The 25,263-nt window shown below is 58.0% G+C and carries 23 protein-coding genes, 1 tRNA gene and 1 pseudogene; 17 read left to right on the top strand and 8 right to left on the bottom strand.

The features are described 5' to 3' along the window. Positions 1-88: 88 nt before the first annotated feature. The 8 genes and pseudogenes from E6C55_RS05720 to E6C55_RS05685 all read left to right on the top strand — a co-directional run bounded on the left by E6C55_RS05720 (position 89) and on the right by E6C55_RS05685 (position 6,470). Positions 89-658, top strand: coding sequence for a xanthine phosphoribosyltransferase (locus E6C55_RS05720; RefSeq protein WP_136368826.1), 570 nt, complete (start codon positions 89-91; stop codon positions 656-658). Positions 659-790: 132 nt separating this feature from the next. Beyond that, positions 791-1,120 (top strand): hypothetical protein, encoded by a 330-nt coding sequence (locus E6C55_RS05715; protein WP_136368825.1) that lies wholly within the window; start codon positions 791-793, stop codon positions 1,118-1,120. A 102-nt stretch (positions 1,121-1,222) separates the two neighbouring features. Then, complete coding sequence (locus E6C55_RS05710) at positions 1,223-1,441, top strand: hypothetical protein (protein ID WP_136368841.1); 219 nt, start codon at positions 1,223-1,225, stop codon at positions 1,439-1,441. Positions 1,442-1,608: 167 nt separating this feature from the next. Then, a tRNA-Leu gene (locus E6C55_RS05705) sits at positions 1,609-1,696 on the top strand. 417 nt (positions 1,697-2,113) lie between these two features. Continuing rightward, a pseudogene (locus E6C55_RS05700) lies at positions 2,114-2,434 on the top strand (VWA domain-containing protein); the annotation flags it as partial. A gap of 284 nt (positions 2,435-2,718) precedes the next feature. Further along, the gene (locus tag E6C55_RS05695) at positions 2,719-3,669 is read left to right on the top strand and encodes an ABC transporter substrate-binding protein (protein WP_168735478.1); all 951 of its coding nucleotides are present in this window, start codon (positions 2,719-2,721) and stop codon (positions 3,667-3,669) included. 57 nt (positions 3,670-3,726) lie between these two features. Next, positions 3,727-5,370: an AraC family transcriptional regulator gene (locus tag E6C55_RS05690; RefSeq protein ID WP_136368822.1), complete on the top strand. Its 1,644-nt coding sequence runs from the start codon at positions 3,727-3,729 to the stop codon at positions 5,368-5,370. A gap of 32 nt (positions 5,371-5,402) precedes the next feature. Next, complete coding sequence (locus E6C55_RS05685) at positions 5,403-6,470, top strand: NAD(P)/FAD-dependent oxidoreductase (RefSeq protein WP_136368821.1); 1,068 nt, start codon at positions 5,403-5,405, stop codon at positions 6,468-6,470. Here E6C55_RS05685 and E6C55_RS05680 read toward each other — a convergent pair. Together E6C55_RS05680 and E6C55_RS05675 are read right to left on the bottom strand one after the other, a co-directional pair. Beyond that, positions 6,439-6,873: a flavodoxin domain-containing protein gene (locus tag E6C55_RS05680; protein ID WP_136368820.1), complete on the bottom strand. Its 435-nt coding sequence runs from the start codon at positions 6,871-6,873 to the stop codon at positions 6,439-6,441. The genes E6C55_RS05685 and E6C55_RS05680 overlap by 32 nt on opposite strands. Before the next feature lie 21 nt (positions 6,874-6,894). After that, the gene (locus tag E6C55_RS05675; protein ID WP_230986557.1) at positions 6,895-7,326 is read right to left on the bottom strand and encodes a MarR family transcriptional regulator; all 432 of its coding nucleotides are present in this window, start codon (positions 7,324-7,326) and stop codon (positions 6,895-6,897) included. Between the two features lie 166 nt (positions 7,327-7,492). Here E6C55_RS05675 and E6C55_RS05670 point away from each other — a divergent pair, with 166 nt between their 5' ends. Next, on the top strand, positions 7,493-9,010 hold the full coding sequence (locus tag E6C55_RS05670; protein ID WP_136368818.1) for an MDR family MFS transporter: 1,518 nt from the start codon (positions 7,493-7,495) through the stop codon (positions 9,008-9,010). Positions 9,011-9,025: 15 nt separating this feature from the next. Here E6C55_RS05670 and E6C55_RS05665 read toward each other — a convergent pair whose 3' ends face one another. Beyond that, positions 9,026-9,574 (bottom strand): TetR/AcrR family transcriptional regulator, encoded by a 549-nt coding sequence (locus E6C55_RS05665; RefSeq protein WP_136368817.1) that lies wholly within the window; start codon positions 9,572-9,574, stop codon positions 9,026-9,028. A gap of 182 nt (positions 9,575-9,756) precedes the next feature. Between E6C55_RS05665 and E6C55_RS05660 the strand changes: the two genes are divergently transcribed. The 6 genes from E6C55_RS05660 to E6C55_RS05635 all read left to right on the top strand — a co-directional run bounded on the left by E6C55_RS05660 (position 9,757) and on the right by E6C55_RS05635 (position 15,975). Next, positions 9,757-10,806 (top strand): NAD(P)-dependent alcohol dehydrogenase, encoded by a 1,050-nt coding sequence (locus E6C55_RS05660; protein ID WP_136368816.1) that lies wholly within the window; start codon positions 9,757-9,759, stop codon positions 10,804-10,806. Between the two features lie 43 nt (positions 10,807-10,849). Next, positions 10,850-12,094, top strand: a complete 1,245-nt coding sequence (locus E6C55_RS05655) for a multidrug effflux MFS transporter (RefSeq protein ID WP_136368815.1) — start codon at positions 10,850-10,852, stop codon at positions 12,092-12,094. 104 nt (positions 12,095-12,198) lie between these two features. Then, on the top strand, positions 12,199-12,456 hold the full coding sequence (locus E6C55_RS05650; protein WP_136368814.1) for a hypothetical protein: 258 nt from the start codon (positions 12,199-12,201) through the stop codon (positions 12,454-12,456). Then, positions 12,446-12,775 (top strand): aspartyl protease family protein, encoded by a 330-nt coding sequence (locus tag E6C55_RS05645; RefSeq protein ID WP_136368813.1) that lies wholly within the window; start codon positions 12,446-12,448, stop codon positions 12,773-12,775. Before E6C55_RS05650 ends, E6C55_RS05645 begins: the two co-directional genes overlap by 11 nt. 87 nt (positions 12,776-12,862) lie before the next feature. Further along, entirely contained in the window at positions 12,863-14,917 is a 2,055-nt protein-coding gene (locus E6C55_RS05640) for a glycosyl hydrolase family 28-related protein (RefSeq protein ID WP_136368812.1), read from the top strand. Positions 14,918-15,342: 425 nt separating this feature from the next. After that, entirely contained in the window at positions 15,343-15,975 is a 633-nt protein-coding gene (locus E6C55_RS05635) for a hypothetical protein (protein WP_136368811.1), read from the top strand. Between the two features lie 380 nt (positions 15,976-16,355). Here E6C55_RS05635 and E6C55_RS05630 read toward each other — a convergent pair whose 3' ends face one another. Together E6C55_RS05630 and E6C55_RS05625 are read right to left on the bottom strand one after the other, a co-directional pair. Next, positions 16,356-17,453, bottom strand: a complete 1,098-nt coding sequence (locus E6C55_RS05630; RefSeq protein WP_136368810.1) for an SGNH/GDSL hydrolase family protein — start codon at positions 17,451-17,453, stop codon at positions 16,356-16,358. 100 nt (positions 17,454-17,553) lie between these two features. After that, positions 17,554-18,378 carry a helix-turn-helix domain-containing protein gene (locus E6C55_RS05625; protein ID WP_168735477.1) on the bottom strand — a complete coding sequence of 275 codons (825 nt, stop codon included), beginning with the start codon at positions 18,376-18,378 and terminating at the stop codon, positions 17,554-17,556. A 178-nt stretch (positions 18,379-18,556) separates the two neighbouring features. Here E6C55_RS05625 and E6C55_RS05620 point away from each other — a divergent pair, with 178 nt between their 5' ends. Continuing rightward, on the top strand, positions 18,557-20,005 hold the full coding sequence (locus tag E6C55_RS05620; protein WP_136368808.1) for an L-fucose/L-arabinose isomerase family protein: 1,449 nt from the start codon (positions 18,557-18,559) through the stop codon (positions 20,003-20,005). Between the two features lie 112 nt (positions 20,006-20,117). Beyond that, on the top strand, positions 20,118-20,447 hold the full coding sequence (gene lpdD, locus E6C55_RS05615; RefSeq protein ID WP_136368807.1) for a prenylated flavin chaperone LpdD: 330 nt from the start codon (positions 20,118-20,120) through the stop codon (positions 20,445-20,447). 213 nt (positions 20,448-20,660) lie between these two features. Here lpdD and nrdD read toward each other — a convergent pair whose 3' ends face one another. From nrdD to ilvB, 3 genes are all read right to left on the bottom strand, one after another. Continuing rightward, on the bottom strand, positions 20,661-22,595 hold the full coding sequence (gene nrdD / locus E6C55_RS05610) for an anaerobic ribonucleoside-triphosphate reductase (protein WP_136368806.1): 1,935 nt from the start codon (positions 22,593-22,595) through the stop codon (positions 20,661-20,663). 20 nt (positions 22,596-22,615) lie between these two features. Continuing rightward, entirely contained in the window at positions 22,616-23,347 is a 732-nt protein-coding gene (locus E6C55_RS05605) for a radical SAM protein (protein WP_136368805.1), read from the bottom strand. Between the two features lie 120 nt (positions 23,348-23,467). Then, positions 23,468-25,153: a biosynthetic-type acetolactate synthase large subunit gene (gene ilvB, locus E6C55_RS05600; protein ID WP_136368804.1), complete on the bottom strand. Its 1,686-nt coding sequence runs from the start codon at positions 25,151-25,153 to the stop codon at positions 23,468-23,470. Positions 25,154-25,263 lie beyond the last annotated feature (110 nt).

Here is a 25,263-nt window from a genome sequence, read left to right as displayed (position 1 = left end):
TCCTTGTCCCCCTTCAAAAAAAGGTTGCAAACCCCGCCCCAGCCGTTATAATCTAATGAAAACATACGAAAAGGGACGGTGAGAGCGAATGGATATCTTGAAGGAACGCATCCTCCAGGAAGCGACGATCGTGAACTCGGGCGTGCTGAGGCTGGACTCGCTCCTCAACCACGGAGTGGACCCCCAGCTCACTATGGAGATGGGCAAGGAATTCGCGAGAAGGTTCGAGGGCAAGAAGATTACGAAGGTTATCACGGTGGAATCGTCCGGCATTCCGGTTGCGTTCGCCACGGCTCTGACGCTCGGAGTTCCGCTGGTGTTCGCGAGACGGAAGAAGACGCTGCTCGGGGATGCCGATGCGTACATCGAACGGGTGCCGTCCTTCACGAAGGGGATCGTGACGGACTTGATCGTCTCCAGACATCTGCTCGGGGAGCAGGACTCGGTTCTCTTCATCGACGACATCATCGCGAACGGGGATGCGGCTCGCGGGCTGCTGCGGATCGTCGAACAGGCGGGAGCCACGGTGGCCGGCATCGGCATCGTGCTGGAGAAGTCGTTCCAAGCGGGAGGCAAGGCGCTTCGCGAGCTCGGGTACCAGGTGGAGACGCTTGTGCGCATCTCTTCGCTGGAAGGCGAGAAGATCACTTTCGAATAAGAGCGGGCGCACTCAGGCGCTTGAACAAGGACTGGAAGCGATTCCTTCCCGGAAAATAGGCGCCGGCGGCTTTCCGATTGTGCGCGCATGAATTATAATAAAGTAAAGTTGCAGAGGGGAGGCGAGCAGGAGATGGGAGATAACGTTGAGAAGTCGGCCGAATTTTTCTCGGAGCAGCTGCATGATGCCAAGATCCATTTCGAGCGCGCGCTCGACTGCAAGCACACCGAATTCGATGATCTGTATCCTTATATGATCGAGCATCCGCAGTTTTTCTGGTATAAGAGATACGTGGCTTGGTCGGAGCTGCTGACGATCGTCAAACTGTGCGATAAGCTCGGAATCGGGTGGGAGAGCAGCTTCACCGAACGCCAGGCGGAATATGTGCGGGGACGCGTTATGTCCAGCAAGGTGCTGGATTGCTGGTACGAGACGAACGAATCGCGCGAGCATGTCGGCTGAATCGAACAGAACGCTGCATGACCGGAGGAATCCGCTTTGGCCGCCGTTTAGGCGATCGGGGCGGATTTTTCGCGAAGAGGAGGAGGAACGGGAATGGCCGAGATGTGGATGACGGACGAGGAGCTGGACAAGCTGCGGGTGGACGGAACGCTGATCCGGGTCATCCGGGACGCGCTGGAGATGAACGACATCATCGGTTTTGTCGTGGCCTGGGACGACGAGAGCCTGCTCATTCGCAGACGGAACCGCCGGGTCGTGAAGATGAGCCGGGCGTGCCGGATCGTGCCGAAGAACGAGCCGAGGCCGGAGTTCGAGCTCTAAGGGGCCGGGAATAGGCAAGGGTACAGGCGGTGAATGTCTGAAAATTGGAACTTTCGATTCGCAGGCAATCTTCGCTTGACTTGGCGCGGGGCGCATGATAAGATAAATTTCGTTGCTGCAGCGGACGGCCTTCTTCGAGAAGGTGCACGTCAGGCGGCGAACGATATGCGGACGTGGCGGAATTGGCAGACGCGCTGGATTCAGGTTCCAGTGGGCTAACCCCCCGTGGAGGTTCGAGTCCTCTCGTCCGCACCATCTATTTAAACAAACTCTTCTGCGGAAGGGTTTTTCTTTTTTTCAAAGGCTTCGGCGCGTCTTATCATTTTACATATAAGAATCTATAAGTTGTGGGGCAGCCCATTAAGAATCGTGCGGGAGGGGGGCCGGGCATCTCGCCGGACTCGCCGGATAGGAATGTATGTGAAATATCACATTCGAGCGGCGCGATAACGGGCAGGTTGGACGATTCTATGTGAAAAATAGCCTATATAGAGAAAATTCCGGCTCCAGTTGTCGCATGTATGCTAAAAATCACATAAAACGCCGAGATGGCGGCTCATTCAAACCGATGAATGTGAAAAACCGCATAAAATCGCAAAAGCCGGCGGATCAGAGGGCAAAGGCCGGCGGACCAGAGGGCAAAAGCCGGCGCCCCGGCGGCGGTCGGGGTGCGCCTACTGCGAGCCGTTCGTGACGGAGCCGCGCAAGACGATTTTCCTGCTGGTCTCGGACCTGTACGAAGGCGGCAACCGGACGGCGATGATCCGGCGGCTGCGCGACATGCACGAATCCGGGGTCCGCACGATCTGCCTGCTCGCGCTGTCCGACGACGGCCTGCCGGTCTATGACGAGGAGGTCGCGCGGAAGCTGTCGGCGCTCGGCATCCCCTGCTTCGGCTGCTCTCCCGACAGGCTGCCGGAGCTGATCGAAGGCGCGCTGAAGGGGCACGATCTGCAGCAATTGGCGAGCCGGATCGGCAAGGTCCGACAGTAGGAGCGGCCTGCATTCGGAATGGATACGAAGCACGCCGACAATTCCTTGCCATGAACAAGCTCTTGAATCTGTCCTTACGACGATTCGGGAGCTTTTCTGCGTGATTGGGAGTTGTAGGGTGTTGCTCTTGACTTGGACCGACGGAGTCTTGGAGCTGTGATCCCGCATTGATTTTATCCCAATAAGTCGTAGATTCTGTCCATTGTAAACCCAAAAACAGTTAGCTATATTTAATGATGTTGAGAACGATTATCATCACTTATAGGGTTGCAGGAGGATGCGTAATGGCGGGGAAAAGAAAAGTTTTTGCGGTGGGTGCAATGATTTTGCTGCTGCTTGGGACGATTATGACGGCATGCGGCAGTTCAGCAAGCGTAGAAGAAAGCAAGGATGCCCGAACGGTCGTCGATGCAAGGGGCAAGAACGTCGTTCTGCCGGCCCGTATGGAGCGGATCGTGTTTATCGGAAACAGCATCGACGATCTGTTCGTATTGGGCATTGCGCCTGTAGGCGCTAATTTGCAAAATATGACAAAGGGTGTTTATGACGAACGAATGGAGTCCATCGTCGATGTCGGTCATCCGGGCGATGCGGAACGGATCTTGGCCCTTAATCCCGACTTGATTATAGCCAGCATCAACGTAATGGACGCGCAAGGCATGGAGTCGTTGGAAGCCATTGCGCCGACAGTTGCGTACGAGCATGGCAAAAGCCTATACGATCGTTTGCGTTTTTTTGGCGAGGTATTGGATAAACGCGAAGAAGTGGAAACCTGGATTGCCGGCTATGAGGCCAAGGTTGAGCAGGCGTGGTCGGAGTTGGCTTCTACGGTGCCTGCCGGGTCCACCGCTTCCGTATTTATCTATGAAGGCAAAACATTTTATATCATGGGCAATCGCGGTTTGCCGTTAACGCTGTTCAATGAACGACACGGATTTGCCCCGGCCGGCAAAACAGCCGATTTAATTCGCGACGGAGAGCCCTTCGTAGACATCTCCAGCGAGCTGTTGCCGGAATATGCAGGCGATTATATATTTTTTATCAATTCGGCAGACGATGAAGACAATCAGTTTGTTGACGAATTTCTCAGAAGCTCGTTTGCTCAATCGCTTCCTGCAGTCCGGAACGGAAAGGTATTCCATGTGGACAGCAAGTGGAACCATGATGGGGCGATTGTGCGCGAGCAGTTGCTGAATGAACTGAAAACGATTCTGCAACCGAATTCGGCATCCTGAAGCCATTTGGTCTTGCAAGGCGCTTTATCACTTCTATTCGGTCAAGGGGTGTTGCTGTTGTCCGATTTGTCCGATTCGTCTGATTCGTCGGAGATTCTGTTCCAGCTCCGCGATGTGCGGCGTATCGATTACCCTTCGGAACTGCTGCCGGAACACGTTCCGGGCCTGCATATGCTGCTGATCGCGGCAACCGGGCAATTTCATATCCGAATGAACAGGGGGTCTATCGTCGTACAAGCCGAGCATGCGTTGTTTCTGCCTCCCCGGTGCGATCCTCTCGTGATTTATCCGGGGCGCGGGAAGCTGGTCATGTACGCGGTGTTTTTCGCGGCTATCTGCAGCACGCCGTCATTCGCCTTGTATACCGAACCGCTGCTGCAGTCGTTGCAGCCGATCTCTGTTCGCCCGTTCGTATGGCTGCAGCAGCAACTGGACGAATTGCTAGCCGGGGGCCAGTCGACAGACACGCCCGTTCGGCTTAGACGGCAAGGGAGCTTCCAGCATCTGCTTGCCTCTTTGTTCGCAGCCTCCGCGAAGCAGGCAACGGATGGTAAAGCGGAAGCGGTCGTAAGCGAAACGATCGTTTATATGGAGAGCCATTATCAGGAGTCGTTGTCGGTTGCGGCATTGTCGCAGCGGGCGAACGTGCCGCCGTGGCACTATGGCAAAGTATTTAAAAGACTGACCGGGCAGCGTCCGCTCGAATATTTGGCTTCGCTCCGCCTGAAGCAGGCGAAGTCGTTGTTGACGAGCACCGATTTGGGACTGCGCGATATCGCCGTTCGTGTCGGTTTTAAAGACGAATACTATTTTAATCGCATTTTCCGGCAGGCGACGGGCATATCCCCGGGGGAGTTCAAGCGTGAGCGGAAGCAGCGGCTTACGATCAGCTATCGGGATCGATGGAACAGGGACGTTCAAGTGCCCGCACAGCCGCAACGCATCGTGTTCTCCGGTAATTTTATCGGCGATCTGCTGGCATTGGGGCTGCAGCCGATCGGCGCAGACTTGCTGAACATTCGGCACAACTCCTTCTTGCCTGGCTTGCAGCATGTTGTAGATATCGGCCATACGGGGGATCGGGACATTATTGCATCTCTCGAGCCCGATCTGATTATGCTGTCAGGGTTCTTTAACGAGGCGGAGGCGAATGATTTATCCGGAATTGCTCCGGCTGTCGTGTTTAATCACAACGCCTATCCGAATGAGAGACTGCGTCAGGTTGCGCGTTCTCTCGGCCGGATGGAACAAGCGGAAGGCATTATTGCCAAGTATGAGCAACAGGCCCACAAGCAATGGCGGCAGCTTCGCTCGCTGCTGCAGCCCGGAGAAACGGCGACTGTCCTGCTGCAATCCGAAGAAGTGTTATACATTATGCTGAAGGGACTGGCATTTGCGCTGTACCACCCGCTCGGCTTCAATCCGCCAGAGCGGCTTGTGCCGATGCTGAGAGAGCAAATACCGTTTTTTGCGATTGAAGCCGAAGAACTCGAGCAATATGCAGGCGATCGCATCTTCCTGTTGCACGGCTCCGAAGGCTGTCTTCTGCGAATGAAGCAAGAGCTTGTGGGCAATCGTCATTGGAAGATGCTTCCTGCGGTGCGCCAGAACAAAGTTCGCTGCTTGCCGCATCAGATTAACGTGGATGACGCTATCGCCAGATTCGGCGTGTTGGAGCAGTTGCCCGATATTTTACGGTAAAGCCATATCGATCAGGGAGGTTGCGGAATCGTATGCCGGAGCTTTATGATGTCACGATTGTCGGAGGCGGTCCGGCCGGACTGTATGCGGCCTTTTATAGCGGGCTGAGGGACTTGAAGACGAAGCTGATCGAAGCGCAGGAGCAACTTGGCGGACAGATGCTTGCCTATCCGGACAAAGTGGTGTGGGATGTCGGCGGTCTGACGCCGGTTCGGGGGGAGCAACTGACCGAACAATTGATTCGTCAAGCGACAACGTTCGAGCCGACGATTGTGTTGGGTCAGTTGATCGCCGTCTGCGAGCAAATGGCAGATGGAACGTTTGTCCTGACTGCAAACACCGGCGCCAGACATCGCACGCGTGCCATTATTTTGGCTGTCGGCTACGGCAAGAGCAAGCCGGCGAAATTGGATATCGAAGGAGCCGAACGTTTCGAAGGAACGAACCTTCATTATACCGTACAAGATTTGGCCGATTTTCAAGGAAAACGAGTGGTTATTTCCGGAGGCGGCGACGCGGCGGTAGATTGGGCCAATGCGCTTGTTGCGATCGCCGACTCGGTAACGATCGTGCATCGCCGCGATCGGTTCAGAGGGCACGAGGGCAATGTTAATCGCATGCGCGCATCCGGGGTTGACATACGGATTCCGTATCGGGTGCTGGCGCTGCACAGCGTCAATCGCACAACGATTGAGCAAGTATCGATCGAGAATGTGGCGACGGGTGAACAGGAGGTGCTCGAGGTTGACGCCATTATCGTCAGCCACGGGTCGAGAAGCGACTTCGGTCCGCTCGACAAGTGGGGACTTGATATGAGCGAATGGACCGCGAAGGTGGGGGAGAAGATGACCACCAACATTCCCGGCGTGTTCGGCGCAGGCGATTTCGTGTCCCACGGAGGCAAAGTCGGATTGCTCGCGGGAGCCTTCACGGATGCCATTCTTGCTGTCAACAGTGCCAAGCTGTACATTGACCCGCAGTCTGCGGCGACGGCGGGCGTGTCCTCCCATAACGACAGGTTTGCGGAGAAAAATCGGCAGCTCGCCAGTTGCACGGAGGAGCCGCCTGTTACTGCGCGAACCTCTCGGCGAAAGCCTTGATCCGATCGACAAAAATCCCTTGCAACTGATCGTCGCCTTCCTTCGGTGCCTTGTAGGCTTTGTAGCCTCCGAACGATTCGATGCAGAGCGCGGCTTCTCTTAGGTCGGCTGGAATATTCCTCTCGATAATCTCTTCCGTCTCCTTGGGCTTCTCGTTGCAAATAAAGTATCCCATGCTTTTCTTCAGGAGATCGTCATGATTTTTTTTGATGAAGTCCCGAATCGGCTTGTAGATCTTCCCGTCTCTTACTCCCGCGCCCAGAATGATGCGGTCGAACTGTCCGATGGCGGGCTTGTCCGTCTCCAAGTTGCATGTCGTGCAACCCGGCAGTTGTTCTGACAAGACGTTTACGCATTGCGCCGTTGCTCCGGTTTTTGTTGCGAACAGAACGAGTACAGCCATTATTGCTTCACCCTTATCTCGTTAGGATTTGTTGCGCGCATTCGAATGAAGATGATGGATCTGATCCTCCAGGACCGCGCTCGCTTGGCCAAGGAACCGGGTTATGAGCGCGAGCTCTTCATCCGAGTAGGAAGCGGCCAGCCTCACCATCTCCGCATGAAGCTGAAGGTATATTGTGCTGACTTCCTCTTTATTCTCGTACAGCGGGACGATGATCACCTTGCGGCGGTCTTGCGGATCAGGCTGTCGGTGAACAAAGCCGTTCTTCTCCAGCCGATCAATTAATGCGGTAACGCTCCCTGTCGTGAGCCCGGTTAGCTTCGCGAGCTCGCCTGCGGTGATCGGGCCTCGCTCGTGCAGGATATCGATGGATAAGAAGTCGTTATTGTATAACCCGAGAGCGGTCGCGACGCTTTGCTGATAGAGCACCGTTCGGGTTCCCAGGCCTCGCATGCGCAACGTGAAGTTCTCCTGCAGTTCCGTTGGTTGTAGCTGTCGATCGCTTGACAAAGGGCAGTCCTCCTCTTAGGATGTATAATATCTTGACCATCAAGATTCTTTATGAACAATATACTTGATGGTGCGATATAAATCAACTTCCTATCGGAGGCAAGCAAAGATGGCAAAGGGAAATAAGATGGGCATCATACTTGGAGGATTGCTGTTAGCCATTCTAATGGCATCGATGGATAATACCATCGTCGCAACGGCAATTGGCACAATCGTTGGGGATTTGGGTGGATTCGACAAATTAATGTGGGTCACTTCGGCGTATATGGTTGCGGAGATGGCCGGCATGCCTATATTCGGCAAATTATCGGATATGTATGGACGCAAGCGATTCTTTGTCTTTGGCATGATTATATTTATGATCGGATCTGCTTTATGCGGGACGGCAGAAACAATCGTGCAGCTAAGCATCTATCGCGCGATCCAAGGGATCGGCGGCGGCGCGTTGATGCCGATCGCCTTCACGATCATGTTCGACGTGGTACCTGCAGACAAGCGCGGCAAGATGGGCGGCCTGTTTGGCGCCGTATTCGGTCTCTCCAGCATTTTCGGACCGCTTATAGGCGCGTATCTGACGGATTACATCCACTGGTCGTGGATCTTCTACATCAACTTGCCGATTGGGCTCGTTGCCTTCGTCTTGATCGCGTTCTTCTACAAAGAGTCCATTGAGCATTCCAAGCAGAAAATCGACTATCTCGGCGCGATGACGCTTGTCGCTTCGATCGTTAGTCTCATGTTCGCGCTTGAACTTGGCGGCAAGGAATATGCTTGGGACTCCGGAATGATCATCGGGTTATTCGCGTTGTTCGCCTTACTCTTCCTTGCCTTTGTTTATATCGAACGGCGAGTGGAAGAACCGATCATCACCTTCGGAATGTTTAAGAACCGTCTCTATTCAACAAGTAATGTTATGGCAATATTCAGCGGAGCGGCGTTTATTACGGCATCCATCTATATTCCGGTATTTATTCAAGGCGTTCTCGGCGGATCGGCGACGAATTCGGGGCTTGTCCTGCTTCCGATGATGCTCGGCTCGGTCGTGACGGCAGCGGGCGGAGGGGCATTACTGGCGAAGCTCAAGTATCGCTCCATCATGATTCCGACGACAACGCTGCTGGTTATCGGCATAGCGCTATTAACCACGCTGACGACCGATACTTCGCGCTTCATGGTCACGATCTTCATGATTCTGGTCGGACTGGGGATCGGTTCTTCATTCTCGGTGCTGAGCAATGCGGCCATACACGGCTTCACCGCGCGGCAACGCGGTTCCGCGAGCTCGACGCTTAACTTCAATCGGGAGTTGGGCATGACGCTAGGAATTACGGTCTTCGGCATTATTCAGAGCCATGTCTTCTTGAATAGATTAACGGCCGCATTCAGCGGCGGGCAACAGACGGAAGGAATTGATCTAAGCGATCCGAGCAATATACTGACCCCGCAGACGCGGGATTATATCCCTGTGCCCGTTCTGGAGAAAATTACGGAAGCGTTAACCTCCTCGCTCGTTCAGACCTTCGCGTGGGCGAGCATCCCGGCGGTCATCGCGCTTGCGGCAGCTTTCTTCATGAGCAGCGAGAAGTTCGATCCGGCCTCCGAGATGGAGATTAATCGAAACAGTTAGAAGAGCTTTCCCCGCTCACAAGCTTCGCCCGATCAAGGTGCCCACTTGTTTGGCCATGGCTTGGGGCGGGTAAGGCATCCCGTTGCGTATCCACCATTCGATGACGCCGACATAGGCGGTTCCGGCGTATTGCAGCATCACGTCGTCGTTTAAATCCGTATTGCGGTCGCTGTCGCGGTCGATCTCGCACTTGAAGCCTTCCATGAATGCCACCAGAAGCCGGGCGCGGAACGCTTCCGGGGCTCCCTTGCTCGCCAGCATGGTGGAGAAGAACAAATAATTTTTCTCGAAAAATTCGAAGTAAGGCACAAGCGCCTCCGTCCACTCCAACTGGCAAGCCCATTCATCCAGCTCGCACATCTCGCGAAGAAGCGTCTCGATGAGTTGATCCAGCAGATCGTATTTGTCCTGATAATGAAGGTAGATGGTGCCGCGGTTGACGTTGGCCCGGTCGGCGATCTCCTGAATGGTAATGTCATCGAAGTTCTTCTCCGTCATCAATTCGATGACGGCTTTTTTTAATGCTTCTTGGGTCTTGAGGATTCGCCGATCCACTTTCGCCATCTTGCTGTGCACCTCATTCCCCTTTTTTAGATAATCAACAATTTGGCGCGGTTTGTTGAGATATGAACGAATTGCGATTTTTTAACCATTGAACGCGAGGCACTTGCCTTTATAATAATGGACATGAGTTGATTAAACAATTGTTTTTGTTTATCGGCGAATGGAATCCAGGAGGTCATGTTATGATTAACGCTGCCGCAAGCGCCGTATTCGGCGCGGAAGGTCCGTTCCAACGAACCGTCATCGAGCGCCGGGAACTTCAGCCGCGCGATGTTCTTATCGAGATTAAGTACGCCGGCATCTGCCACTCCGATATTCATACCGCCCGCGGCGAGTGGGGACCTATCGAGTATCCCCTCGTTCCGGGGCACGAGATCGCCGGCATTGTCGCCCGGGTCGGTTCGGAGGTGTCCAAGTATGCCGCAGGCGATCGGGTCGGCGTCGGCTGCATGGTCGACTCTTGCGGGGAGTGCGCGCATTGTCGTCAGGGAGAGGAGCAGTACTGCCTGAATGGGATGACCGGCACGTATGGGGCGATCGATCGTTACGGGCAGTACACGCAGGGAGGATACTCCACGCATATCGTCGTAACGGAGGACTTCGTCGTTCGCATTCCCGACGGTCTCGAGCTTGACGTCGCCGCGCCGCTCCTGTGCGCCGGCATCACCACGTATTCGCCGCTGCGCCATTGGGGAGCCGCACCGGGCAAGAAGGTGGCCGTCATCGGACTTGGCGGGCTCGGCCATATGGCCGTCAAGCTCGCTCATGCGATGGGGGCCGAGGTGACGGTGTTGTCGCAGACGCTGAAGAAGCGGGAAGACGGCTTGAAGCTTGGCGCGGACCATTATTATGCGACAAGCGATCCGGAGACGTTCAAGAAGCTGGCGGGATCGTTCGATCTCATCGTGAACACGGTGAGCGCGAAGCTCGACATGGGCGCCTACTTGTCGCTGCTGGCGCTTGACGGAACGCTTGTCAATGTCGGCGCGCCGCCGGAGCCGTTGTCCGTCAACGTCTTCTCGCTGATCGGGCATCGCCGGTCGTTCGCCGGCTCGATGATCGGCGGCATACGCGAGACGCAGGAGATGCTCGACTTCTGCGCGGAGCACGGCATCGCTCCCGAGATCGAGCTGATCTCCGCCGATCGGATCGATGAAGCCTGGGAGCGCGTGCTTGCGTCGGATGTCCGCTATCGCTTCGTGATCGATATCGCCACAATGGCCAACGGTTAACGATACACGACCACGATACACAGAATAGGAGAGTCGTTTGATCATGACCCAACCCAACAGTCATCATCGCCAACGAGTGATCAGACAGGCATTGCTGCTCGGTTTATTCTCGACGCTGGGGCCTTTTACGATCGATATGTATTTGCCGGCATTCCCGGAGATCGTCAAGCAGTTCGATTCGACAGCTTCGCTTGTGCAATTCAGTCTTACCGCTTGCCTGCTTGGACTTGGCATCGGCCAGCTTGTCATGGGGTCGCTGAGCGACGTCCACGGCAGACGGAACCCGCTGCTGATCGCCATGATCGCTTATGTTATCTCTTCGCTCGCCTGCGCGTTCTCGCCGACGATCGGGCTTCTGATCGTCTTCCGGTTCGTGCAGGGATTCGCCGCATCGGCGGGCATCGTCATCTCGCGGGCAATTGCGCGCGATCTGTACAGCGGCAGCGAATTGACGAAGTTCTTCTCGCTGCTGTTGCTGGTCGGCAATCTGGGACCGCTCGCGGCGCCGGTGGCCGGCAGCGGCGTCCTCTCGTTCACGAGCTGGATCGGCGTCTTCATCTCGCTGACCCTGCTGGGAACGTACTTGTGGGCGATGACCAAGTGGCGGCTGCCGGAGACGCTGCCCTCCGATCGTCGCAAGCCCGCTAACTTCGCGGAGCAGCTCCGCAATTACGGATCGCTGCTGCGGGACCGCCAATTCGTCGGCTACATGCTGGCACAGGGAATTATGATGGCCGGGGTATTCGCATATGTATCGGGAACCCCGTTCATCTATCAGAACATCTACGGGGCGACGCCGACGGTGTTCGCTTTGCTGTTCGGCTCGAACGGCATCAGCCTCATCATCGGCTCCCAGATCGTCGGCCGAATGGCGCACCGCGTCTCCGAGCAGGCCTTCCTGCGGCTCGGCCTCTGGCTGGCCTTGTCGGCCAGCGTCGCCGTCCTGACGGTCGCGATCGTCCACGGACCGCTGTTCGCGCTGGTCATTCCCCTGTTCGTCTTCGTCGCTTCCATCGGCATGACGTCCACGGCGGCCTTCCCCCTGGCGATGGAGAGCCAGGCCCGGAATGCGGGCAGCGCAGCCGCACTGCTCGGTGTCGTTCCCTTCCTGCTGGGAGCGGTCGTCGCTCCGCTTGTCGGCATCGCAGGGGAAGACACGGCCGTTCCGCTGGGCGTTATTATTCTGGCAACGAGCACGGCCGCCATGCTCGCGAATGTCCTGCTGGTGAGAAGGGGACCGCGCATTGCCGCTCCTTTAAAGGAGCCGGTTCGGTCGCCGCTCCATTAAATTCGGATGCAAGAGGCAAATCATCTACGCGCTCACGAGTTATGTGTTCAGAACATACAAAGGATGGTAAAATAAAGGGAAGGATGCCAAAGGGGGGGCTAGAGATGTTATGGTCTGAAGTGAGAAATCTTTTTCCTGATCAATTTGTATTGATGGAAGAATTGAAATCTCATTACGAAGACAATAAGCTCCATGTGGAAGAAGTAGCGGTCATTAAACCCATTCCTGATCCAAAAGCGGCATGGAAGGAATTGTTTTCCGCAAAAAATGAACGCTTTGTTTACCATACCTCGAAAGAAAACATCGTCGTGGAAGTGCGGGACAAGCCTATGATCAGGAGAGCGTCAAAGCATGGATCTTGATTATGTCGGTGGACTGCTTTTTTCCAGCATCACTATTATGCATCGCGGCAAAACCATGATCATCCCTAATGTGGTTATTGATACAGGAGCGGCTGAATCTATCCTTTCGATTGATGCTGTGGAGGAATTGTTCAACGACTACGAGCCTGAGGACCAGCTTCGCTTTATGACGGGAATCGGGGGAAGGGAGGCCTCTGTTCGCAGGAAGATCGATCTGGTGAAGTTTCATTCATTCCAAATGCAGGATAGGCAAGCACGGAGAAGGTTCTACTCGTGTTTGCCTATTTCTTTTATCCCCATCGTAGAATCGCTCCAATAATGATGGCACCGCTCATTGTCTTCGCCCCGGAATTCCCCTAGCATAATAGCGGAATGGACCGCATGGTCGAGGGAGGACATAGCCAAAATGACGAATGGACTGCGTTATCCGAGCGATTGCCGCGCGATTATCGACGTGACGAAGCCGCCGTACAATGTGGACAACACCGGAACGAACGACTGCACCGCACAATTGAGGCGAATCGTGAATGACGCGCTTGGCGCCTACGAGCGGAACTTCTACGAGACGAAGCTCAAGCTGGAGGGGATGGACGATCCGAACGCCCTCGTCAGCTTCGAGATTCGCAAGGTGGACGGGAGGGCGAACGTGATTTTCCCGGAGACGCTTCCGGACTCGCGAATCGTTTATTTTCCCAACGGAACGTATCTGGTCAGCGACACGATCTCCTATGCGCAGGAGGAGTTCCGCAACTTCCTGTTCGGCCTGCGCCATCTGGAGATGAACGGCCAGCTCCGATTCGCGGGCGAGAGCCGGGACGGGGTCGTTATCAAGCTGAAGGATAACTGCCCGGGCTTCGAGTTCGGCAACGATCGTCCCGTCATCAGCTTCATGCAAGGGGAAGCGTCCAATATCGCGATGACGAACATGCTGGAGAATATGACGAATGACATCGGCAGCGGCAATCCGGGGGCAACGGGTGTCGTCTTCTTCGCCAACAATACCGGAGCTGTCCGCGATGTTCGCATCGTCTCCAGCGATCCCGAGTACCGGGGGAACACGGGCTTCGCCGTCGTTCACGACAAAGTGTCGGCGTGCTACTTGAAGAACCTGGAGGTGACGGGGTTCCGCTACGGGGTCAAGGTGACTCCCCAGACCCATTTTACGGTGTTCGAGCATATCCGGCTCAGCCGTCAACTGCGCTGCGGCTTCTTCGTCGGCAACACGATCGTCTCCATCCGCGATCTGCAGAGCGACAACTGGGTTCCCGCACTCCGCTTGCAAGGAGTGACTGCGTTCGTTGCCTTGGTCGACGGGGATCTGAGAGGCGGGAATCCGCTGGATTCCGCCGTCCGTTACGAGTTCGGGCAACTCCTGCTGCGCAATGTCCGTTCGGAGGGCTACGAGTTCGCGGCGGCGGGGATAAAGGATTATGTCGCTGAGTATGGCTCGCACGGGCCCAAGACGCTGTTCTCCGGTATCGACGCCCGCACTCTGGCGCTGTCGGTGGAGGAGACGCCGGAGACGGCATGGGACGATCCCGAGGAATGGGTCAGCGTGAACGAGTACGGCGCTGTCGGCGATGGTCTTCACGACGATACGGCTGCGATCCAGCTCGCACTGAACTCCGGCCGCTCGACGGTATATTTTCAACCGGGACGGTACTTGATCGATGGGCAGATCCGGGTGCCGGCGACGGTTAATCGGATCAACTTCATGTATGGCGACCTCGCGGCCGGCAGCCGTCTGACCACGATGCGGGGCGGCATCTTCGTAGTGGATGAGGAAGCGGACACGCCGCTTGTGATCGAGGATCTGTTCGCCTGGGAGAAGCTGTACGGCTTCATGACGCTGATCGATCATGCCAGCCGGAGAACGCTCATCTTAAGCGACGTGCATGTGCAGGCGGCATCTCTCTACTTCAATTCAGTCACCGGCGGCAAAATATTCATCGAGAACACGGGGTGCACCATAGGCGGAGTTCCGGGGGCGGGGGTTCGCCAGGAGAAGCTGCCTTGGGAGGAGAAGTTCCCGTATTCGCGCGAGACTCCTTGCTTCCACTTCATCGGCCAAGAGGTCTATTGCCGGCAGCTCAATCCGGAGCGCTCGCTGCGCGAGGTCGTGAACGACGGCGGCCGCCTGTGGGTGCTCGGGTTCAAGACGGAGGAGGAAGGCACGGCGTTCGCGACCTATAACGGCGGCTCTACGGAGGTGCTCGGCGGCACGTTCTGCATCGGGCTGGACAAGCCTTATCCGCTGGTGCTGAACGACAACTCCAACGTGTCGGTATTCGCTTCGACCTGCCTCTATTCCCCGTTGCAACGCTTCCCTCTCGCGGTCAGGGAGATCCGGCAGGGGGACGTTCGGGAGCTTCGCGGCGAGGACCTGCCGATTCGGTTTATGCATTCGTACACGATTCCTCTGTACGTAGGGCGTTCGGGTGAGGTCGGCCACGCTGTCTGATGGTCCCCCCCCTCCCCCTGTTCCTTTTCGCAAATGGGTGCCTTGTCCCTTCTGGTCAGTATCCTAATTACTGGAAAAAATGACCTGAACAGCAGGGATAAGGCGCCCTTGTGGGGAAGGCCAGATGGCGCATGTCATGTGACAGCATTCTTACATGAAGATCCGGTCCCCTGCCAGGCAGGGGCTATTGGGCGTGCAACGAGAAAGAGGCGCATCGGGATGAGGATGGCAACGGACGGCATTCGGACGGTGCATTGCCTTCCTCCGATTCAGCAATAGAAGTCACCGAGATACAGCACTGGAGGAGGCGCCGGTTCAAACCTTTAAGATTTCATTAAGATTCCTGCGGAGGAGCACTGAAGAGCGTTATGATACAATAGTCTCAAACTTAATTCGTGGTTGCTATACATATATTTTTGTCGAGAGTGGGAATCCGGATGGGATTTGGGGATATCCAACGAGAGCATCGGAAGCCAAGCAAGCAGTCCAACACAAGCACAAGCGAAACAGCCAACGCCAATCCGGTCGGCGGCGCATTCGATCTGTCGCGCAATCCCGCCATGGTTCGGCCGGAGCAGGTCATGCAGTTGCAGCGCCAGATCGGCAATCGCGCTGTAGGCGCCTTGTTGCGTGGAGGTGCGTCGAATGTCGCCCAGAGAGCAACAGCGGGCACGACGGCGACGATTCAACGATATAAAGAAGCGCCGCAGCCTGATCTGCCCAGCCCGGAGGTGGATTCCAGGATTCTGGACTGGGACTCCGGCGACGACTCGGATGGGATGGAAGGAATCCCGATTGCACCGGAGCTTGCGTCGGAGTCGAAGGCGGAGAGGGATCGCGAGCGAGCGGAGAAAATGAAAGAGCTGAGAGAGAGATTGAGAGCGCAAGAGAAAGAAAAGAAAGATAAAATCAGAAGGGAAGCCGAAGAAAAACGGAAAAAGCGAAACGATGAAAACGTGGATTTTATGGGGAAATTGGGATTAAAGAACAAGGACTATCTACTCAAGAGAGCGACAGAGATGGCGAGCAAGAAGAAGCCTGCGGAGAAGCGGGAGTAGGCGCGCGTTGACGGGGCGAACCGGGAGCGGAAACTGTCGATGGATGCGGCTAGATGCCGAATGGCGTTAGATGCCGAGTATTACGCGATGACGAATTTTATGTGAAAAATCACATTGGCGCTGACCCATACCGGGGACTTTGCCCGATTTTATGCGAAAAATCACATTTATGGAGAAAATTCCGGCCCGAGGTGCTGGATGTATGCTAAAAATCACATAAAACGCCTCGATTCACCCAAATCCGCGCCGACGAATGTGAAAATTCATATAAAATCGCAATAGTCATCGGAAATTAGGTCGGGCCAGAGGAGAAAGAACCGACGAGGAGCGGGGGAACGCTTCCTGACGGTTCTTTGTGCTTTACGCCCCTGTGGCCGCGCCTACAACCCCAGCAACCGCTCGAACACGGGCAGCAGCGCGTCGCTCATGCGCCGGTAGCCGAGGTCGGAGGGGTGGACGGAGTCGGCGGAGCATTCCTCGTAATCGTCCCCCAGCAGGTCCTTTCCGCTCTGGAAGTGCACGTTAGCGTCCCCGGCGAGGCGGAACCGCTCGACGATGTTGCGCTGGAGCGCCAATCTTCGCTCCCGCTCGCGGCGCAGCTCGGGATCGAATGCCTCCTTGGCCATCCGAATCTGCGAGAGTACGAGAATCGGCACCTCCGGCCAAGCTTGCCGGTAGGTTCGGATAAACGCTGGCAGCGTCTCCACCAGGCTCTCGAAGCTGAGCACATTGCCTTCGTAATCGAGCACGAGCAAGCCCGGATGGTCGATCTCGGCGGCCAGCAGCGCAAGCTCCTTCTCGCCCCGCGCATTGCCCGAGAACGCCAGGCTGACGAACTCGAGCGGGATGCGGCGGCTCAGCATGTTCGGGTAAGCCATTCCGGGCCGCGAAGCCGCCGCGCCGTGGACGATCGACGTGCCATAGATTATTACCTTCCTGCTGTCCGCGAAGGCAGGGAACCGATGAAGCTCGGCGGAGGGAGCGACCCCGATCGCGATATCTTTAACGCCTTGATACAGCGGCAGGTACAAGGTGATGTCCTTCATGCCGTCTCCCTTGTTCTCGAACAGCAGCGACTCGTAGGCCGACGCTTCGGGATCGAACCGGCTCGTCGATACATAGCGCTGCTCTCCCGGCCCTCCCAAGTAACAATCGACCCCGCACTGCACCGCAGGCGTCATCGTATAGGCGCCGGACGGACCGGCCAGCTCGACCCGGACGGCCAGCTTCGGCGAATCGGTTCGCAGCCGGATCTGCACTCCCGTCGGGAAGTTCGCCAGCCGGTCCACCTCCGGCCTAAGCGGATAAGCCGGGCGAACGGGCAGGCGCCGATACGCTCCGTCTTGTCGGAACCAGGGCAGCCCCGTCAGCGCGAGCGGCTTCTCCCCTGGAGACACCCAGCGCCAGTCTGCGCCGATGGCCGAATCCGTGCCGAGCGCGCGATCAAGCTTGCGATTCTCGTATTTGCTTCCTGACATGAGCAGGCACCTTCCATTATGAGAGATGGCGATCACCCCTCATTCTAGGAGACGGGCGCAGCCCCCGGCAAGGAACGCAGCTACGTTTATTGGAGCGATTCTACGATGGCGAGCCCGAGGCGGAAGCGGCGTAGGAAGTCGTCAGCCACAGCTTCGGCTTCTCCTTGACGTAGACGGAAGGCGTGAAGCCGGTCGTCTTCTTGAACACCTTGTTGAAGTAGGACTGCTCGCAGAAGCCCAACAGGTCGGAGATCTCTCCGATCGACATATGGGAGCCGGTCAGCAGATCGCATGCGGCGGAGACGCGGATCTGCTGCATGTAAGCGGAGATCGTCTGCCCCGTCGTCTTGCGGAAAATATGGCTGACATAATTAGGCGTACGATTGACGTGAGAGGCGAGTTCGGCGATAGGGATCACTCTCCGATAGTTGCGCAGAATGTAATCCTGCAACTGGACAACAAGATCGTAAGCTTTGTCCGGCAGCGCGGACATATCGGCCTCCTCCTGCAGAATCGCCAGCAGCTCGAGCGCCGCGCTGTGGCACAGCGCGCCGCAGCAGGGCGACTTGCGCAGCCAATGCTGGGTCAGCAGGGAGAAGCGCCGCCGGGCATAATCGAAGCCGGACACGGAGGCGGTGCGCGGCTTGTGGTCCTGCAGCAAGGGCAGCTTCTCGCCGTCGCCCTCATAACGGAAGTGCGCCACGTACATCGTGAATGCCTCTTCGCCGCAATTGACGGCGCTTCTTGTTGAGCCTTCGGGCACGTACAGCATATCGCCCTTCGTCAGGCGATGGACCGTCTCCTCGATCGTATATTCCATCGTTCCGGATACGACAAGCAGCAGGATGCGATTGGCTGTCGCGGAGCGCGGCACTTGCCAGCCCTTCTCGCACCGCTCGTAATAAATGGCGATCGGTTCGATCACGCGTATCTTCTCCTTCCGAGAACTCCAACTTTCTATTCGCTTCGTATACCTGTCAGTATACATCGATCGTAGAATAACTCCAATAGTTGTGGGATGACTCATCGTATTCGCAGAAGATTTTTCTTATGATGAAGTGGAATTATTCAATTCGAGGCAGAGAGATTGCGGAGGCGAAGAGATGGCGAACAAGCTGAACGTATGGAGAGCGAAGGCTCGCGTGGGCGTCATGACGGTGGGGCACGAGCCGTATTGGGAGCAGTTCCCGGGGCTGCGCGAGGAGCTGGAGGGGTATGGCAAGAGATTCGAAGAGATGCTGCGCAAGTACGATGTGGAGGTCGTCTCGGCCGGGTTCGTCGATTCCGTCGACAAGGCGTTCGAGGCAACCGAATATTTGAAGAAGCAGGACATCGACCTGCTGTTCAGCTTCCTGAGCACGTATGTCACTTCGTCGACGGCGGCGACGCCGATTCTGAACCTGGGAGTGCCCACCGTGCTTGTAGCGCTGCAGCCGCGCGACCGGCTCGACTACCAGCGCACGACGACGTACATGCAGCTGGCTAACGACAACATCTGCTCGCTGCCGGAGATCGCCGGCGTGCTTGTCCGGGCAGGACGGCCTTCGGCGGGCATGATCGTCGGCACGCTGGACGGAGACGAGCGGGCGCAGCGGGAGCTGGAGAGCTGGTGCCAGGCCGCGAATGCGCGCCGCGCGTTCAAGTATGCACGGATCGGTTATCTCGGCCACACGTATGAAGGCATGTACGACATGAACTCCGATCCGACGGCGTTCACGGCTTCGTTCGGCTCGCACGTGCAGATGCTCGAGATGTGCGACTTGGCCAAGCGTGTGCATGAAGCGAGCCCGGCGGCGATCAAGAGCAAGCTGGAGGAGATCGCGGCCATGTTCACAATCGCCGACCCGTTCATCGACCCCGTGACGCGTCCGATCAAGCAGGAGCACCTCGATTGGTCGGCGCGCGTCGCGGTCGGGCTGGACCGGCTGATCGAGGACTTCGGGCTGACGGGGCTCGCTTATTATTACAAGGGACTGGACGACAACGAATACGAGCGGATCGGCTCCAACATGGTGCTCGGCAACTCGCTGTTGACCGGCAAGGGCATTCCGCTCGCCGGCGAAGCCGACCTGAAGACGTGCGCCGCGATGCTGATCATGGACCGGCTCGGAGCAGGCGGCTCGTTCGCCGAGCTGCACCCGTGCGACTTCGTCGACAACATCGTGCTGGTCGGCCACGACGGGCCGCATAACATCCGCATCAGCGACGGCCGCCCGATCATCCGCGGGCTCGACCTGTTCCACGGCAAGCGCGGCTCCGGCATCGGCGTCGAATTCAGCATCAAGAGCGGACCGGTCACGCTGCTCGGCATCTCGCAGACGGCCGACGGCAAGTACAAGATGATCGCCGCGGAAGGCGAGTCGATCAAGGGCGAGATTCCGCAGACGGGCAACACGAACACGCGCTGCAGGTTCGACATCAGCGTTGCCGAGTTCGTCGAGCGCTGGTGCGCGGCAGGGCCGACGCATCACTTCGCGCTCGGCATCGGTCACGTGAACGGCAAGATCAAACGCGTCGCCGACATGCTCGGCATTCCGCTGCAGACGATCTGATCGAAGCGAGCCGCCGCTTCCGTCGTTCGTTATCCCTAAGCGTGATGGGCGTCACGGCAGGCCCCGCGGCCTGCCGCTAGTATTGACGTAGACCATCAGAGGAGGAGATAACGTGAGCGGAATCGAGATCGACATTCGCCGGGTGTCGATGGGGCGGGACGTCGTGTTTATCGTGACCGGCGGAACTGCCCATCTGGGTGCGGCCGCCGTCGCTTGCGGCGAGGACGGGCGCATCGTTCACGCGAGCGCCTGGAAGCTGCCCGGCCATCGCGAGGAGGAGCTTGCCGCCGAGCTTGCGGCGATGGCTGCGCTGTCGCTCGGACGCACGGTCGCCGTCCTCGCCGGCATTCATCTCGATCGGCCGACCCGGCTCGAGATCGAAGAAGCGGTGGCGGCGGCGCGAAGCCGGATGCGACAGGCGCTTGACGAGTTTAGCTGTTAAGCGCCTATATACCCCTGCCCCGTATACGCCGCCGCACCGTCCGATATTGCCGCTATCCCTTTTCGCAAATGGGTGCCTTATCCCTTCCAGTCAGTTTGTTAAATTATGGAAAATTTCCGAGAGGCCTGAACAGAAGGGATAAGGCACCCTTCTAGGACATGCCGGATGGTACTCTGGGAGGGGGGAGTGCCCCTCTATTCGTTGCTCATTCGCTCATTCGAGCCCGAGAGACTTCTCCTTCAGCCGCTTGCGGGTGTTCCAGTCGAAGCGCCTTGCTTGGCTCCAGAAGTTATACTCGCCCGTGTAGTAGCCCTCGCGGTCCACACTTAGCTTCCTGCGCGCGATCATCTTGACATAGCCGATGACCCGGCTGAAGGTAGCGAGATCGTCGCTGCCGCAGACCGGGCAGTTGTCCACATTCTTGCCGTCTTCCGCCGCGAGCTGCTGTCCGCATGACAGGCAGCTCGTCAGCGTCGGCGTCAGCGTAATGTACTGGATCGGCTTGGCGAATATTTTCCTCAAATAATCGGCCAGCCGCTCCGGCGGAAGCTTGCTCTCCACAAAATGATGCAAAATGCTGCCGGAAGTCGCATAGGCTTGGAATTCGGCGCTGTTCTCGACCTGGCGCAGAAAGTCGTCTTCGCTGAAGGGCAGCATGCAGCCCGACGTTAAGTATACATTTTCCCCCGTTCCCTGTACGTAGATGTCGCGACCCCGGCTTGCCGCCCACTTCACGTCGTGCCGCGCGAGCTTGATGGCCGCATTCTCCCCCGGCGCGTATTCGATCCCGCAGGCGACGCGGTCCCGAACGATAAATTCGTTGATCGTATCCGTCATGAACTGCATAATCCGATGCGCCAGCCGCCGACCCGCCTCGTCGTTCATGCCGCCGGGATAGCCGCTGTTGACGAGCCCTTCATGCATGCCGGCGACGCCGAACACGTTGAAGTAGTTGGACAAGTCCTTGTTCAAGGCGAAGAAGGTCGGATACAGCTCCTTGTTCCGCTCGATCCAGTTCCGCTTGGCCATGTGGCCTTCCTGCATCATGTTCAGCAGTTCCTCGAGCCTGGCGAACAGCAGCGTCTCGTCGCGGCCGCATTCCATCAGCACCCGATTCATATTCAGGTTCAGCACCTGCACCGCGCCGGTCGAGCCGGTCGAACTGCCGAAGATGCCGCTGCCGACCCGCGACAGCACGGTCAGATCGATCTGCAGCCGGCAGCACAAGCTGCGGCTTGCCTCCGGATCGCGCGGCTTCAGGTACGGGTTCAGCCGGCGATAATGCTCATTCCGGAACGGCTCCGTCCGGAAGTTCTCGAAGTACACGCCGCCCCATTGGTACATCCCGTCGAGCAGCTCCAGGAACAAGCGGTCTTCATAGTCGAAGTCGTCGCCGATCGGCACGGTCAGCAGCGGGAAGGTGAACGGAATGCCGGTGCCGGTTCCCTGCTTCATCACTTCGATGACGGCCCGGTTGATGCGGTCGAAGTATCCGGACGGAATGTCCCGGTAGCGGAAGCCGAGCGGGACGCCTCCGATGACGACGCATTCGTCCTTGATCTCGTCGGACGGCTTGCCGAATTCGAGCGTAATGTTGGTGAACGCCGACTGGGAGCCGCCGCGCAGAGGCATGTTCATCTCCCAGATCAGGCTCTGGAACAACTGCTTCAGGTCGTCCTCCGAGAAGCGGCGGCCGTGCAGCGTCTCTTCGACATACAGATAGGACGCCGAGATCGTCGTCATCTGCGACAGCATGACCGCTCCGGACACTTGCTGGGACATGAGCACCACGATGTTGCTGAAGTGCCGCAGCAGCGTCTCGAGCTTGCGCGTCGGCTTCGAGATCATCATGTTCTTGGCCAGCGTGGGAATGCCGTTCGCGGCGATATCCTTGCAGGCCACGCTCAGGCAATAGGGGCTAAGCTGCTTGTCGTGGATGTACACGACACCGTCGCGGTACAGCTCGGTCAATCTTTGCGGCAGAATCTGCTCCAGCAGGAACCGCTCTTCGGCGTGATTGGTCAGGTTGTGCCTGAGCAGCGGCAGCGAATAGACGAAGTTGCTGTTCTCGCGCTTCAGGTAGTCGGCCTGCTTCGTCTCGGATGACGAGGTGAATGTGCGGATAATATCGTCGGTATGGCGAAACATGGGAATTCCTCCGTTCCAGGTTAAGAGTGGAGCAACGGTTCAAGCGATCTAGACGGTTCAGACGGTACAGACGATTCGGGCGACACAGGCACTTCCGGCGGGAAAAAAGGGTTCAGGAAGCAGGGGACGGAGCTGCCGTGTCGGCGGTTCATGGTATCGACGAAGACGCGGATCTGTTCGAAGTATTCGTCGCTCAGCAGCGGGTAGCGTACCGTCCGCACTTGGCTGAGCTTGCTGTTGTGACGGATAACGGCCTCCACCGACTCGAGAAGATCCCGGCGACGGCGCTCCGACGGAACGATGCCGATGATGGCCTCGTAGATGTCGCGATCCTCCTGCGGATCGAGTTGGTGGAAGGGCAGCTTCATATCGATAAGGGCGCCGTCGAGCAGCCCGTTGTCGAGCAGCCGTCGCAGCTTCCGAGGGTAGGAGCCGTTGGTCAGAACGACGACGGGTCCGTCGAAGCGTTCCCGCGCCCGGCGCAGGAAATCTTCGATCTCGGCCAGCCCGTTCATCAGGAACTCCCCGCCGCTCAGCAGCAGCGCGTCGAACAGGCCGCACCCGTCGCTCAGCCGCTCGATGACCTGAGCCGCCGACAACTGCCGGCCGTCCGGCTTGGCCGCGATCAATTCATCGTAGTTGTGGCAGCCCAGGCAGCGCATATTGCAGCCGCTCCAACTGTGAATCAGCAAGCTGACATGTCCGGGCAGATCGTCGAACGTGCGAACGAAGCGCGGGTAGAAGGCAAGCATATGAACCTCCCGTTCACTATATTTAGTTTACAAGAAGAATGATAAACCCAATATATAGTGTGTGTGAAGTGACGGGCATCACAGGCGGCTTATTTTCTTTGCATCGTTTTCTCAGCCGCGCTACTCTTCGATCATCTCCTGGTTGCTCGCTCCCGGCGGGACGATCGGATAGACGTTCTCCTCCTCGGCAACATCGAATTCCAGCACGGCGGGCCCGGCCGTCTGCAGCGCCGAGCGGATGACGGCTTGCGCTTCGTCCAAGGTGCGGGCATGATACCCTTGGGCGCCGAACGAGCGGGCCAATGCGGCGAAGTCGGGCGAGCTGATCCGCACGGAGGAATAGCGGCGACCGAGAAAAAGCTGCTGCCACTGCCTGACCATGCCCAGGTATCCGTTGCGGAGAATGGCGACTTTGACATTGGCTCCGAGGTCGACGGCGGTCATCAGCTCCTGCATGTTCATCTGGAAGCTCCCGTCCCCGCTGACGCAGACGACTTGCCTGTCGGGGAAGGCGACGGCCGCCCCGATCGCCGCGGGCAAGCCGTAGCCCATCGTGCCGAGGCCGCCGGACGTCAGCAGCGAACGCGGCGCAGAGAAGGCGTAATGATGCGCCGTCCAGATCTGATGCTGGCCGACGTCGGTGGCGACGATCGCGTCTCCCGCGGTCGCCTCGTCGAGCAGGCGGATGACCTCCTGCGGCGTCAGCCGCTTGCCCGGCGGCTGTTCCGCGCCCGGCGCGAAGCTTGGCGCGCGGCCGGACCATGACGCGAGCTTGCTGTGCCAGGGCTCGTCCACGCGCAGCGTCAGCCGGGCGGCGAGGCCGCGCAAGGCATCCTCGACCGAGCCGCAGATCGCGAGGTCGACCTTGACGTTCTTGTTCAGCTCGGCCTCGTCGATGTCGATCTGGATTTTGCAGGAATGCGGCGAGAACGATTGGCGGCTGCCCGTCACCCGGTCGCTGAAGCGCATGCCGAGGCACACGAGCGCGTCGGCGGCGAACACGGCCCGGTTCGCCCGGGCGGTGCCGTGCATGCCGACCATCCCGAGATGCAGCGGGTGGCGGGAAGGGAACGCGCCGATCCCCATCAGCGTCGAGACGACGGGAAGGCGGCAGCGCTCCGCCAAGCTCCGCAGCAGCGACGGGGCCTTGCCCGCGAGACAGCCGCCGCCGATCAGCAGCACCGGCCGCTCCGCGCGGTTCAGCCGCTCCGCCGCGGCGTCGAGCACGGAGTCTGCGATGGGTCGGCTCGGACGGTAGCCGCGCATCCGGAGCGGGCCGCGGCGCAGCGAGTCGCGCCCGGCAGGGAGCGCGGCCGTCATGACGTCTTTGGGCAGGTCGATCAGCACCGGCCCGGGACGGCCCGTCGTCGCCAGATGGAACGCCTCCCGAACGATGCGCGGCAGCTCCGCGACGTCTCTGACGATGTAATTGTGCTTGGTGATCGGCATCGTCATTCCATAGATGTCGACCTCCTGGAAGCTGTCGAGGCCGATCATCCCGGTCGCCACCTGGCCGGTCAGCACGATGAGCGGCACGGAATCCATATAGGCGGTGGCGATGCCGGTCACCGCGTTCGTCGCTCCGGGACCGCTCGTCACGAGTGCCGCCCCCGGCCGGCCGGTCGCCCGGGCATAGCCGTCCGCCGCATGGACGGCTGCCTGCTCATGCCGGACGAGCACGTGCCGGATGCGCTCGCAGTCGAACAGCGCATCGTACACCGGCAGTACGGCGCCTCCCGGATAGCCGAACAACGTGTCCACCTCATGCTCCAGCAGCAATTCAACAAGCGCTTGGGCTCCATTCATGAACCGATTCCTCCTTCGCTGAATTGCGGTGTCGGGACATAGCTCCCATCCTAGCAGATAAACGGAAGCGTCCGGGTGACGGGCGTCACAATGAGCCCGGTCCGATTGTG

Source organism: Cohnella fermenti (assembly GCF_004801405.1).
GTDB classification, from domain to species: domain Bacteria; phylum Bacillota; class Bacilli; order Paenibacillales; family Paenibacillaceae; genus Cohnella; species Cohnella fermenti.
The sequence above is the reverse complement of the archived record's forward strand: the minus strand, read 5'-3'. Positions and strand labels throughout refer to the sequence as shown.